This window comes from Enterobacter sp. UNJFSC 003, from assembly GCF_036903355.1.
Taxonomy (GTDB): Bacteria; Pseudomonadota; Gammaproteobacteria; order Enterobacterales; family Enterobacteriaceae; genus Enterobacter.
In genome coordinates, this window is the sequence record NZ_JBAKHK010000002.1 from 1 (window position 1) to 13,844 (window position 13,844).

Genomic DNA, 13,844 nt, shown 5'->3' on the forward strand with positions numbered 1-13,844 from the left:
TTAAGGCTGACGGTGATCGTCGTGCCTTCCGGCTGGTTGCTGGTCCCGGAAAGCAGCAGATCTTCGCCTTTCTCGGTGGCGTTGATCACGTCATCGCCCGCCAGGGTGTTGATGGCAATCGTCGGTGCCGTCAGGGAGACGTCAACGTCGTGCGTGGCGGTGGTGCTGTTGCCCGCCTTATCCGTCAGCGTTGCAGAGATCGTATGGTCGCCATTCGCCAGCGCGCCCACGTCCGCCGCCGGAATCCCCATGCTCCAGTTTCCGGCACCGTCCAGCATTGCGGTGTAATCTTTGCCGTTCAGGGTCACGGTAATGACATCGCCCGCCTGCGCGCCGCTCACGCTGCCGGAGACGATCAGCGCCTGCCCGTGCTCGGCGATATTGATGATGTCGTCGCCCGCCACGAGGTTAAAGCTAATCTGCGGAACCGTGGTATCGACCAGCACGGATGCGCCCGCGCTCGCCGGGTTGCCCGCTTTATCGGCAACCGTTGCCGTAACGGTGGCATTACCGTCGGCAATGCCCGCCATGTCCGCCGCCGGAACGTCGAGCGTCCAGGTGCCGTCCGCCTGTACCTGCGCGGTATAGGTGTTGCCGTTGAAGCTCACGGTGACCGTCTGGCCCGCCTCGGCACTTGAGGTGCCGCTCAGGGTCAGATCCTGCGCCGCTTCCGCCGCGTTCAGCATGTTGTCGCTGCTGATGGTGTTGACGGTGACCGTCGGCGCGGTGGTATCCACGCTGAATTCGCGCCCTGCGGAGGCGTTGTTGCCGTTCACGTTGGTGACGCTGACCTGCACGCTGGCGTCGCCGTCCTTCAGGCCGCTCAGGTCCGCTGCCGGAACGGTGTAGGTCCAGTCGCCGTTGGCGTCTACCGTGGTGGTGTAGGTTTTACCGCCAACGGTGACGGTCACGGTCTGCCCCGCCTCCACGTTGGCCGAGGTGCCGCTGAGCACCAGGTCTTCGCCTTTTTCCGCCGCGTTCAGCACGTTGTCAGCGGTCACGCTGTTGATGCTGATGGCAACCGGGGTGAGATCCACGTCGACAACGGTGCCGATATTCACCGGGTTGCCGGAGGCGTCCTGCGCGCTGGCGCTGATGGCCAGCGAGCCGTCCGCCCACTGGGAGACGTCCGCCGCCGGCACGGCCGCCTGCCAGGTGCCGTCCGCCAGTACCGAGGCGGAATAATCCTTGCCGTTGATGGTCACGGTGACGGTGCTGCCCGCCGCCAGATCGGTGCTGCTGCCGGAGACAATCAGGTTCTGACCGTGCTCGATGATGTTGATGACGTCATCGCCCGCCACGGTATCAATACGCAGGCCAGGCAGCTGGGCGTCGATGGTGAAGTCCAGCGACGACGAGCCGGTGTTGCCGTGCACGTTGGTGACGCTGGCCGATACGGTCAGGTCGCCGTTGCCGAGCGCGGTCAGCTGGCCCTGGGTTAACGGCAGGCTCCAGGTGAGATCGTCCTGCACGGTCGCGGTGTATGTTTGCCCACCGAGAATAATCGTGACGGTATCGCCCGATGCCGCGTTAGAGACTTTCCCGGTCAGGGTTTGCCCTGCCGCCACTTCGGCGGCGTTAACGATGTTGTCGCCCGCCAGGGTATCGATGGAGACCACCGGCAGCGCGCTGTCGACCAGCACATCGTGCGTGGTAGAGGCGCTGTTGCCCACGCTGTCGGTGACGCTGGCGCTTACGGTGTAATGTGCTTCGCCCAGCGCGCTGACCGCAGAGGCAGGCACAGTTACGCTCCAGCTGCCGCTGGCGTCGGTGGTTGCGGTATAATTAATGCCGTTAAGGCTGACGGTGATCGTCGTGCCTTCCGGCTGGTTGCTGGTCCCGGAAAGCAGCAGATCTTCGCCTTTCTCGGTAGCGTTGATCACGTCGTCCGCCGCCAGGGTATTAATACCAATGACTGGCGTTACCGTGTTGACCACCACGTCCAGCGCGCTGCTGCCCGTATTGCCAGACTGGTCCGTCACGGAGACGTTAATGGTCCAGGTGCCGTCGGCCAGGCCCTGAACAACAGACGCAGGCAGGCCGAGGCTCCAGTTGCCCGCCGCATCGACCACCGTGGTGTAATCCACGTTGTTAATGGTGATAGTGACCAAATCGCCCGCCGCCGCGCCGGTGACGGAACCGCTCAGGATCTGCGCCTGAGAATGGGCGCTCAGGTTAACGGTGTTGGTGTCAGTGACAAAATCGTTAATGGTCACCTGCGGGACGGTCGCATCTACCAGCCCAACGCGGTCCGCGCTGCTGGTGTTGCCCGCCACGTCGCTCACGGTTGCCGTCACCGTTACGGTGCCGTCAGCCAGCGCGCCGACGTCAGCGGCAGGTACGCTCAGCGTCCAGGTGCCGTCAGCCTGTACGGTAGTTTGGTAATTTTTGCCATTCAGCGTAACGGTAACGGTCTGTCCCGGTTCAGCATTGCTGCTGCCGCTTAACGCTAACGCCTGCTGCGCTTCGGCGGCATTGATGATGTTGTCGTCGGTCAGGTTATCGATCGTGATGGACGGCGGCAAGGTATCCACCGTCACCACGCGCGACGCATCGGCGCTGTTGCCGTTGACGTTAGTAACGCTGACGCTCACCTGCGCGCGTCCGTCGATCAGGGTCTCCATGGCGCTGGCCGGAACGGTCAGGCTCCAGGAACCGTCCTGCTGAACCTGCGCGGTGAACGTCTGGTCGGCAAATTTAACCACCACGGTCTGCCCGGCTTCTACGCCCTGGGTCTGACCCGAGAGCGTAACATCCGCCCCTTTTTCGGCTGCATTCAGCATGTCGTCGCCGCTGATGGTATCAACGGTGACCGCCACGGCGTTCAGGTCCAGCTCGATGGGGTGCTCAGCCGAAACGGTGTTGCCCCAGGCATCTTCTGCGCTGACGTGAACGGCGATATTTCCTGCCGACCAGCCCTGAAGATCGGATGCCGGTACGCCGATTTGCCAGCTGCCGTTGGCGTTGACCACGGCGGCGTAATCGACGCTGTTGATGGTGACGATGACCTGCGTGCCTGCAGCCAGATGGGTACTGGAGCCGGTCACGGTCAGATCCTGCTGCTGCTCAATGGCGTTGATCACGTCATCGCCGGAAATGGTGTTCACGCGCAGGCCAGGCAGCTCGGCGTTGATGTTGATATCACGCTCGCCGCTGCCGGTGTTGCCGTGCGCATTGGTCACAGAGGCGTTGAAGGTTAAATCGCCATCGCCAAACGCGTTCAGATCGGCTGACGGAATGGTCACGCTCCAGGTCAGATCGCTACCCACCGTGGCGGTGTAGCTCTTGCCTCCCACGGAAATAGAAACCGTATCGCCCGCCGCCGCGCCGATAACGCGCCCGCTCAGGGTTTGATCCACCGCCACTTCAGCGTTGTTCACCAGGTTGTCGCCGGCAAACGTATTGATAATTACCTGCGGCAGCACGGTATCCACCAGAAGCGTTGCCTCGGCGGAACCGCTGTTACCGACGCCGTCAGTGCCGCTGACGCTGACGGTGTAAAGGGTGTTCGCCAGATTCAGAACGTCAGAAACCGGCACCTGAACGGCCCAGATGCCATTTTCGACCGTAGCCTGATAGGTGACGTTGTTCAGCGTCACGGCGATGGCGCTGCCGTTTGGCAGGTTGCTGGTCCCGGTCAGGCTCAGCGGCTGCATCGCCTCCTGTGCATTCAGCACGTTGTCCTGGCTAATGGCGTCAACGGTAAATTCCGGAGGGTTACCGCTCAGAGTAATGCCGTGGGTCGCGTGACCGGTATTGCCTGCCGCATCGGTGATGGATACCGAAATGCTGTGGTTGCCCTCACCCAACGCGCCAATCACGGACGCAGGTACGCCAACGCTCCAGCTGCCGTTCGCCTGCACCACGCCGGTGAAGGTCTGGCCGCCAAGGGTGACGGTGACCACGTCGCCCGCTGCCGCGCCGCTCGCCTGGCCAGAAATAATCTGCGCCTGACCCTGCTCGCCGGTGTTGAGGATATTGTCGCCTGCGACGGTATTGATCGTCACAACCGGGGCTGCGGTATCCACGGTGAAATCGGCGGTGGTGGATGAACCGTTACCCGCCTTGTCGCTGACGTTAACCGTCAGGGTATGATTGCCGTCGGCCAGCGAGCCCACCTCGCTGGCCGGGAGCGTGACGGACCAGGAACCGTCGCTGCCGACCGTCGCGGTATGGTTTTTGCCGTTCAGCGTAACCGTCACAATTTGCCCCGCTTCCGCGTCCGTTTTACCGGTCAGCGTCAGGGGCTGATTGTGTTCAGCCGCATTAATGATGTTGTCCTGAGTGAGGGTATTTACAGACAGCGTCGGGGCGGTGGTATCCACGCCAAGGGTCTGGCTGCCGCTCACGGTATTGCCCGCCGCGTCTCTGCCGCTGACGTTCACCGTCCACGTGCCATCGCCCAAAGCCTGTGCGTCTGCCGCAGGCACCTTCACGCTCCAGGCGCCGTTTGCACCCACTTCAGCGGTATAGGATTTGCCGTTCAGCGTGACGGTCAGTTCGGTGCCTTGTGCCAGGTTTTTACTGGCACCCGAAAGCGTGAAGCCCGCGGACTGTTCGCTGGCGTTAATGACGTTATCGCCCGCCGTCGTGGCAAGCGTAACAGTGGCGTCTGCCGTTGATACGGTGACGGTGATGCTGCCCGCAGAGGTCGTTTTACTGCCGTCGATCTGCACAACGGACCAGGTGTGTTCTCCGTCCGTCTGGGTCGGTAATTTTACCGTCCAGGTCCCGTCTTTTCCGACCATGGTGCTGGCAATGGTGCTGCCGCTGCTGTCTTTGACCTGAATGGTCGCGCCAGGCTGGCCGGTACCGCTGAAGGTTGGGGTGTTATCGTCCGTGACCTCTTTTGCACTCAGCACACCCTGCTTGTCACCCGCTTTATCCGTCAGTAAAAAGGTCGGCGTCGCGCTCTCGACTTCCTTGGTGTTGTCGATGACTTTCGTTTTGGTTTCGCCGTCACCGCCGTGTGCCAGCAGCGCGCCAATCGCGCCACCGCCTAATGCCGCACCGGCAATCCAGCCCCACGGCGCATCGCTTAATACGCTTCCCTGCTCCAGGAAAGGTTCAATGCTGCTAATCGGTGTAGCCTGCGCGGTTAATTCCGTTACCGCAACGCCTGACGCTTCCCCGGCATCGGCAAAAGAAATATGAGTCAGCTCCTGATTATCGTTAAACACCAGTTCAGACTGGCTTTGTGTTTCAGGATCTTCGACGAAATAGTTATTGCAGCGAATAACGCTGCCATCTTTCATATAAATGAGGAGATCTTTACCCTGGCGCACATAGCGCACCACATCCTGAGCAGAACCCTGGATTTCAATCACGCTCGGCGATGAAATTGAGACCGACAGGTTGCCCTCTCCGGTTAATTTTGTTTTTTCCGCTGTCTTGCGAATGATGACATCAACAACTTTTACGTTACTCATATTTTCTCCTTGCAGGTGCACGGATTCCTGTGGATATGACCACCAGATGGATGTAGCTATCCCTGGGAAATTCACCCATTATTTTCAGACTTATTTCGCGCAGAAAGGCGCGTCTTTTTTTAACTTAAATCGGGTAGTTTTGCGGCAGCGTTTTTCTCTATTCCAATAAGCGGCATCAAATTATCTACCGCTGAAGCGTAATTAATTGCCGAACTCCAGCCATCATATTCAGCCATTATTTTTGCCGACGTGGCCTGCCAGACATCCTGCTCAACGCTGAGCAAATCGTTAATGCTCCGCTTGCTCAGGGTATATTCATTTTTGTAGACCTCACGGGCACGTAACGCATTTTCCAGCTGTAACCTGCCGGCCTCCATCCTGCCTCGCGCGCCGGTCCAGTCGGCTTGCGCCACCGAGGCTTTTTGCAGGACATCGAATCGCGCCTGATCAACCTGAGAGGAAGCCATTGCTCTGGCACCTTCTGCCTGACGCACGCGTGCTGAAACGGCGCCCCCCTGGTAAATTGGGGCGTCAATATTGAGCTGTATCTGGTCGTCCCAGTACGAGCGATTATCGGATTCGTAACGCGTGCGTCCGCCTTTCAGACTCAGCGTTGGCCAGTGCTGAGACTTTGCGGTCTCGACGCCATACTGCGCCGATCGTTCCATATTCTGTGCAGCCATCACCGTCGGAATCAGCGAATAATCGATGCGGTTAAGCGAATCCTGTTCTACGGCGAGTTTTGCCGGAACAGGCGAATAGGTCTCAGCCTGCATGCCGGTCAACACGCCGAGCCTCGCGCGGGCGCTGTTTAATGACGCGCTATACTGCGCTACCGTCGCCTGCATTCCGGCGATACGCGTGCGGGTTTGAAGTTCGTCGGAGGTTGAACTCACGCCCGCATCTGCGCGCAGCTTTGCCAGCTGCTCAACGTTTTTCAGCGCCTGCACATTGTCTTTCGCCGCCTGCAGCAAATCGGAATAGCGCTTAACCTCGACATAGCTGAGGGCCGTTTTTTCCGCCACGTCAGACAGCGTGCCCATTAGCTGGTAGCGATAGCTGTCGCGCTGGGCCGAAGATTGATCGATGCTGTTGTTGGTCTTTCCAAAGTCGTAAATCAGCTGCGTCAGGCTCAATCCCCAGGCAGCGGAATTCTTCAGCGATCCGCTGGAATCGGTGGTTTGGCTGTGCCCCGTGCTCCCGCTCAGCGCGATTTGCGGCATCCAGCCGCTACGCGCTTCGTCTATTTGCGCCTGACCAATACCTAATTGCGCAGCCTGCTGACTCACGGACGGATCGCGATCGATGGCAAAAAGAATGCTTTCTTTTAAGCTTATTGTTGCAATGGGCGCCATACCCACCTGGCTGCTATTCGCATTCGCCGTATTCATCGCTATCGCCATAAATACCGCCGCAGCAGGCAATCTAAATAACAGGTAATTTTGCAATAAAGTCATTTTTACCCCCTGACTCTGAGCGTTGATAAATACCTACCCAAAAGAGGTATAAAAAAGTAGTCAAATAACCTTCACTCCCTCTCATCAAATTTGAGGTAAAAGGTCCCCATACCCATTTCCATTGGAGATGAAGTGGCCTTAAGGCTTATATAAAATTAAGAATTTACTTATTCTTTAACTGATTCGCAGTCTAACAAAATGTGTTATAGGCAACTACACCCACAATGTTAACAAGGTGTTGCATATAAGAAAAAGCCTAAGGTTTCTGTACAAACTCCTAAAAATGACCTTTCAAATGAAACAAACAAAGCTATTGTTATTTAAGTAAAATTTCAAAATCGTAAACTGTACATTTTTGCGTTAATTTCTAAGCGCATCAGACACAAAGATTTTCAAAGAACTGTCAATTTAAGTAGCCCACCCAGTTATGTCGATATTATACTCCTTAAATGTGATTAATATCAGATTAAAACACTACTCAATACAAATTAAGCAGTCATTAACTCCAATAAATGCTTACATTAAGGTTGCATGACCCAAATAGTTAAGAAAAACATAACAATAACACTGCGATTACCATTCAAAACAATTGTGATCTAACCGATTAATACTATTTTAATAATCACCTGTATGAATAATCGCCGTCCCGACTCGTTGCCGCTGCGCTTCCCTGACGGGTGCACGATTTCCTTTCCCACCAAATGCTGTAATATGCAAACTATTGCGACATTTTGCAGGATTACACGCTTATGCACAAAACCGCCCGCCAGAAGTATGTGCTTGAAATTATCAGCGAGCAGGGTCAGGCCAGCATTACCGAGCTGGCAGAGACGCTGCAGGTTTCTACGGACACCATTCGCCGCGATCTGACCGACCTCGAAAATCAGGGGCTGGCGCAGAAGAACCACGGCGGCGCCATTGCGCTGAACCTTTCCGCCATGAATCGTCAGGGCAGAAACACGCTGCTGCCTGAAGCCAAACAGCGCCTCGGAAAAGGCGTGGCGCAGAACGTTCCTGCCGGGTCGACGCTGTTTCTGGATGCCGGCAGCACGGTACTGGCCGTCGCCACCTTCCTCAAGGGGCCGCTGACGGTTATCACCTCTTCTCTGGATATTGCACAACACTTTAGCGATCGCGATGACATCGAGCTGATCCTGCTCGGCGGAAAATGGGATCAGAAACAACGCCTGTTTGCGGGGAGCGCCACGTTGTCCCTCCTCTCCCGATACCGGGCAGATATCGCGATTCTGGGCGCCTGCGCCATTCATGCTGAGCTCGGTCTGAGCGCCAGCAAAGAAGACGATGCAGACGTTAAACGCACCATGCTGGCGTCAAGTCATGAGCACTGGATTGTTGCTGACCATCTCAAGCTCAATCACTGCGAACCGCATCGGGTGTGCGGCTTAACCGACATTCATCAACTGTATTTAGATCGTCCCTGGGCTGAGCTTGGGGATACAGGCGCATTGCAGGTCACGGTTTGCGCGAATTAACGTGGAGAAAATCATGAATAAAGTGAAGACAATTAACATTGCGCTGATCGGCTATGGATTTGTGGGCAAGACGTTCCATGCTCCGCTCATCCAGTCCGTGGACGGGCTTAAGCTGGCGGTGGTTTCTTCACGTGATGAAGAGAAGGTAAAACGCGACCTTCCCGACGTTCAGGTAGTGGCAACGCCGGAGGAAGCCATTCAGCATCCTGATATCGATCTGGTGGTTATTGCCTCCCCTAACGCCACTCACGCCCCTCTGGCAACGCTTGCCCTGAACTCAGGTAAACACGTGGTCGTGGACAAACCCTTCACCCTCGACATGCAGGAAGCCCGCGATCTGATTGCGCTGGCGGATGAAAAACAGCTGCTGCTCTCCGTTTTCCACAACCGCCGCTGGGACAGCGACTTCCTCGGTGTAAAGCAGGTGATTGAGCATGGCCGCATCGGCAAGGTAAAACTCTTTGAGTCGCATATTGATCGTTTCCGCCCGGAAGTGCGCGTGCGCTGGAGAGAACAGAACGTGCCGGGAAGCGGCTTATGGTTTGACCTGGGCCCGCACCTGATCGACCAGACGCTGCAGCTTTTTGGCCTGCCGCAGTCGGTCCAGGGCAATATTGCAACACTGCGCGACGGCGCGGAGATTAATGACTGGGCGCACGTAGTGCTCAATTACCCTGAGCACAAGGTCATTCTGCACTGCAGCATGCTGGTTGCAGGTGGGACGTCCCGCTTTAGCGTACACGGCGACCACGCCAGCGTGGTCAAATCGCGTATCGATCAGCAGGAAGCGCAGCTTCTGGCCGGCGTGACGCCCGGCAGTGAACGCTGGGGTGAGGACAGTGACGATATGGTGTTGTTTGATGCTAATGGTGAGCCCCAGAACATCAAGACGCCGAAAGGCGATCAGCGTCAGTATTATATCAACGTGCGTGACGCATTAACGGGCAAAATGGATAACCCGGTTCATCCTGTCGAGGCCTTGGCGGTCATGGCGGTGCTGGAAGCGGCGGTGAAATCGTCTGAGAGCGGCTCGACGGAGACGCTGGACTTAACGGCTGAGGAACGCGCTCAGCTGCAGTAAGAAAGCGAGCCCTGCGCAATCGCGCAGGGCTCCAGGTTAGTGACGTTTTTTCGGCATCATGCGCAGCAGCGTATTATCTTTCCAGAAATAGTGGTGCATCAGCGCCGCCAGAGCGTGCAGGCCAATCACGAAATACCCCAGATTCGCCAGCGTCTCGTGCCACGCTTTCAGGGTGTCCACCCGGTCAAAATTTCCCTCGGCGGCATGCGGCATCACCATGCCGAAGGCATACCAGTCATTACCGCGGTAATACATCATCACAATACCGATCAGCGGCAGCGCAATAAACAGCAGGTAGACAATCAGATGCCCCAGATGGGACATGCCGGTGACCATCGGCTTGGGCTTAGGCTGAATCGGCGGGGCCGGGAATTTAAGGCGAACCAGCAATCGCAACACCATCAGCGCCAGGATCGACATCCCGCACGAAACGTGGATCATGTTGATCAGCGGGCGGTCGGTTCGCGGAAAGAAGCCTCTGAACTCCATCGCGCAATACGCCACGATAACCAACAAAAACACCAGCCAGTGAATGCCTATCTGCAGGCCTGTATATTTAGTGCGCATACGATTTCCTTAAGGGACATATTTAGCGCCAACATAATCCCCTTTCCTTAAAAATTCATTAAGTTTTCTATATGCTTTTTCAATGACTTCCCTGCGCATGAAGCTTCTTCAATTGCCGCCCGCCCTCGCATGGTCTAAGCCTGGATGAGTTCAAACGGGCGTATTAGCACATTCACCAGGAGAATATTATGAGTAAAATTGGCATTAACGGCTTTGGCCGCATTGGACGTCTTGTACTGCGTCGCCTTCTTGAAACCCAGGACAGCAATACCGTCGTCGCCATTAACGATCTGACCTCTCCCAAAGTTCTGGCCTATCTGCTCAGGCATGACTCTAACTACGGTGGTTTTCCGTGGAGCGTGGATTTCACCGAAGACGCGTTGATTGTGGACGGCAAAACCATCGCGGTTTACGCCGAAAAAGAGGCCAAACATATTCCGTGGAAAACGGCAGGCGTCGACATCGTCGTCGAATGCACCGGTTTTTACACTTCCGAAGAGAAGTCCAGAGCCCATCTGGACGCGGGCGCCAAAAAGGTGCTGATCTCTGCTCCGGCGGGAGAAATGAAAACCATTGTGTTCAACGTCAACGATGACACGCTGGATGCCGCTGATACCATCATATCCGTTGCCTCCTGCACCACGAACTGCCTGGCCCCGCTGGCGAAAGCATTGAATGACGCCTTCGAAATTAAAGTCGGCACCATGACCACCATCCACGCCTATACCGGCACCCAGGCGCTGGTAGATGGTCCGCGCGGGAAAGACCTTCGCGCCTCGCGCGCGGCGGCGGAGAACATCATTCCCCACACCACCGGGGCGGCAAAAGCGATTGGCCTGGTGATCCCTGCTCTGAGCGGCAAGCTGAAAGGCCACGCCCAGCGCGTGCCGGTGAAAACCGGTTCCGTTACCGAGCTGGTCGCCATTTTGGGGAAAAAGGTGACGGTCGAGGAGATTCACATCGCGCTGAAAAAAGCCACCCAGGGCAATAAATCCTTTGGCTATACCGATGAAGAGATTGTGTCGTCCGACGTCATCGGCTCGCACTTTGGCTCTATATTCGACGCTACGCAGACCGAGGTAAGCGAAGCAGGCGACCTGCAGCTGGTGAAAGCGGTTGCGTGGTATGACAATGAATATGGGTTTGTTACGCAGCTGGTACGTACGCTCGATAAGTTTGCATCGTTGTGATCCAGCGCCCCCTCCCGAAGGAGAGGGGGAACGTCCTGCTATGACTGCAAATACACCACCTGCGTTTGCAGATACTCATTCAGGCCATGTTTCCCGTCTGCCCCACCAATCCCCGACTTGCGCCAGCCGGCGTGGAAGCCCTGCATCGCTTCAAAGTGCTCGCGGTTGATGTAGGTTTCGCCAAACTTGAGCCCCTTGATGGCTTTCATCGCCACGTTCAGATCTTGCGTATAAATAGAAGAGGTCAGGCCGTAGTCGCTGTCGTTGGCCATCTTCAGCGCCTCCTCCAGCGTGTCGAACATCACCACCGGCAGAACCGGGCCGAAGGTCTCTTCGTGCATAATGGACATCTCCTGACGCACGTCCAGCAGCAGGGTTGGCGGATAGTAGTAACCTTTTCCCTCCACCGCTTTGCCACCGAGGACCACTTTCGCCCCTTCCTGCACCGCCCGCGCGACTTTTTGCTCAACGCGCGCCAGCGCGGCGGCGTTGATCAGCGGCCCCATCGCAATATCGGTGCGCTCCGCAGGATTACCAAACTGTACCGCCTTCATGGCTTCGCCCAGACGGTTTACAAAGCGGTCGTAAATGCCCTTCTGCACGTACACGCGCTCGGCGCAGTTGCAAACCTGCCCGGTGTTGATCATGCGGGAATCGACAATTGCCTTTACCGCCAGCGCCAGGTTGGCATCGTCCATCACGATGGCGGGCGCTTTACCGCCCAGTTCCAGCCCGACTTTAGTGATGTTTTTCGCCGCCGCAGCCATGATTTTTTCGCCCGCCCCTACGCTGCCCGTCATGCTGACCATCGCCACTTTCGGGTTGCCCGCCAGCTCCTGGCCCACGGTTTCACCGCGCCCCAGCACCAGGTTGAACACCCCTTTCGGCAGGCCGATCGCATCAACAATTTTGGCAAAGGCAATGGCGTTATTCGGCGTGAATTCACTGGGTTTAATCACAATGGTATTGCCGGTGAGCAGCGCGGGCGCGAGCTTGCGGGCAATCAGGAAGAACGGGAAGTTCCACGGCAGGATACCGGTGGTCACGCCCAGCGCGCGCTTAAAGACCAGGATGTTCTCGCCCGGACGATCGCTCTGGATAATTTCGCCTTCATAGCGGCGCGCCCACTCGGCCATGTAATCAATATAGTCAGCGGTAAAGTTAACTTCGACTTCCGCGAGCGGCTGAATTTTGCCGCCTTCCGCCACGATCAGCGCGGCAATCTCACTTACACGCTCGCGGATCCCGGCGGAGATTTTTCGCAGCCAGGTCGCGCGCTCAATCGCGGGGAGCGCTTCCCATGCCTCCTGCGCGCGCTCTGCGGCGTCAATGGCCTTGCGCGCATCGTCGGCGCCGCCGTCCGGAATGCGGGAAATGACCTCTTCGGTGGCCGGATTGATCACATCAATCCAGGCATCCCCTTTCCAGGCAACAAACTGTCCATCGATATACATAGGATGTTGTACGGGTACTGTCATAACCTGCTCCTGTAATTACGCTGTTTTTAACAAGTAAATGCATTGTTAAAACCTATAGTCACAGGACAAAATGCCTAACCGGACGCGCCGATTATGTGAGGCACCTCATAGAAGAATCGGGTCAGCTGGATTTGAAAATTACAAACTAGCAACATTTAATGCCCGTTTGCGAAAAGGATGGCGCAAACGGGCAGAGGGTTACAGCAGGGAACGGCTTACAAGCGCGTCCGTAAGAATGGCGTCATTACGCAGCGTGTACCAGGCCGCGTCAACCTCCGCGGGGATCTCAACGTGCGCAATAAAGTCTCGCCCCGCCGGGCCATAGCCGTTGACGTCATCGCGCAGGCGCGGCATCTCGCCCAGCACCAGCGACAAATACCGTTCAACCGGCCAAAGCCCCTCGTTTGGGCCCGCAAAAACCAGACCGTTATCGCTGTTTTGCAGGACCGGCGTCAAACCGGGATGACTTACCCATACCGGGGACATTTTTTCATCCCGGCACACCCGCGCGAAGGTCGCCATCGTGCGGCGCTGCATGGTCGGGTCCTGCACCACCAGTACCCGTTCGGCCTGTAGCCCGTGATGTTTAAGCATATTCCAGCTAAAGCGTGCATTTTCCCCGCAGTTGGTAGAGCGATCGTCAATCAAGATCTTGTCCGCCGCAATTTTCCAGAATTCGCGGGCAATATCCGCCAGGATCGTCGCCTCTGCTCGTCCGGTCGTCGGGATAGTGTTATAGCGCGGATGCTGAGCAATGGCAGAATAGAGGAACGTCGTCGAGTGGCCGATCCCCCCACTGATGAGCAGCGGAATGCCCTGCCCGGACGCCACGCGACAGGCAGCATCGATCGTAGGCATTACCGCGTTGCCCGCCAGAATCACGCGATCCACAGGCTGTGGGGGGTGAAAATCATCCTGCGCCAGCCATTGCCCGACGGTGTTCACGGCGTTGAGCGTGGCTTCGGGCAGACAGGGAAAAAGTGGCAGTGTCATCGTAACCTCCTTACAGCGTTTAGGTTAGCCTACCGCGATTATGATATCGAAAAAGGAGATCTCTCTGAAACATCACGTCGCCAGGCCGCTCTTTTTCCTTAACTATTCATTTGGCAGATGATTAACATGCAATAATCATATTCATTTGAATTATGA

At 56.7% G+C, this 13,844-nt stretch carries 8 protein-coding genes; 3 read left to right on the plus strand and 5 right to left on the minus strand.

Annotated features, from left to right (window positions below):
* Together V5P19_RS06025 and V5P19_RS06030 are read right to left on the minus strand one after the other, a co-directional pair.
* On the minus strand, positions 1–5,429 hold a 5,429-nt coding region (locus tag V5P19_RS06025), incomplete at its 3' end, for an Ig-like domain-containing protein (RefSeq protein WP_334401184.1).
* 119 nt (positions 5,430–5,548) lie between these two features.
* Entirely contained in the window at positions 5,549–6,886 is a 1,338-nt protein-coding gene (locus V5P19_RS06030) for a TolC family outer membrane protein (protein WP_334401186.1), read from the minus strand.
* A 749-nt stretch (positions 6,887–7,635) separates the two neighbouring features.
* Here V5P19_RS06030 and V5P19_RS06035 point away from each other — a divergent pair.
* Together V5P19_RS06035 and V5P19_RS06040 are read left to right on the plus strand one after the other, a co-directional pair.
* Positions 7,636–8,379 (plus strand): DeoR/GlpR family DNA-binding transcription regulator, encoded by a 744-nt coding sequence (locus tag V5P19_RS06035; protein WP_334401188.1) that lies wholly within the window; start codon positions 7,636–7,638, stop codon positions 8,377–8,379.
* A gap of 13 nt (positions 8,380–8,392) precedes the next feature.
* A complete protein-coding gene (locus V5P19_RS06040; RefSeq protein WP_334401190.1) occupies positions 8,393–9,460 on the plus strand; it encodes an oxidoreductase in 1,068 nt (355 codons plus the stop codon).
* A gap of 36 nt (positions 9,461–9,496) precedes the next feature.
* Here V5P19_RS06040 and cybB read toward each other — a convergent pair whose 3' ends face one another.
* A complete protein-coding gene (cybB, locus tag V5P19_RS06045) occupies positions 9,497–10,027 on the minus strand; it encodes a cytochrome b561 (protein ID WP_334401192.1) in 531 nt (176 codons plus the stop codon).
* Positions 10,028–10,215: 188 nt separating this feature from the next.
* On the opposite strand from cybB, the gene gap reads away from it, so the two are divergent.
* The gene (gene gap / locus V5P19_RS06050) at positions 10,216–11,217 is read left to right on the plus strand and encodes a type I glyceraldehyde-3-phosphate dehydrogenase (protein WP_334401193.1); all 1,002 of its coding nucleotides are present in this window, start codon (positions 10,216–10,218) and stop codon (positions 11,215–11,217) included.
* 38 nt (positions 11,218–11,255) lie between these two features.
* Here gap and aldA read toward each other — a convergent pair whose 3' ends face one another.
* Entirely contained in the window at positions 11,256–12,695 is a 1,440-nt protein-coding gene (gene aldA / locus V5P19_RS06055; protein WP_334401195.1) for an aldehyde dehydrogenase, read from the minus strand.
* 198 nt (positions 12,696–12,893) lie between these two features.
* On the minus strand, positions 12,894–13,688 hold the full coding sequence (locus tag V5P19_RS06060) for a YdcF family protein (protein ID WP_334401197.1): 795 nt from the start codon (positions 13,686–13,688) through the stop codon (positions 12,894–12,896).
* Between the last annotated feature and the right edge of the window lie 156 nt (positions 13,689–13,844).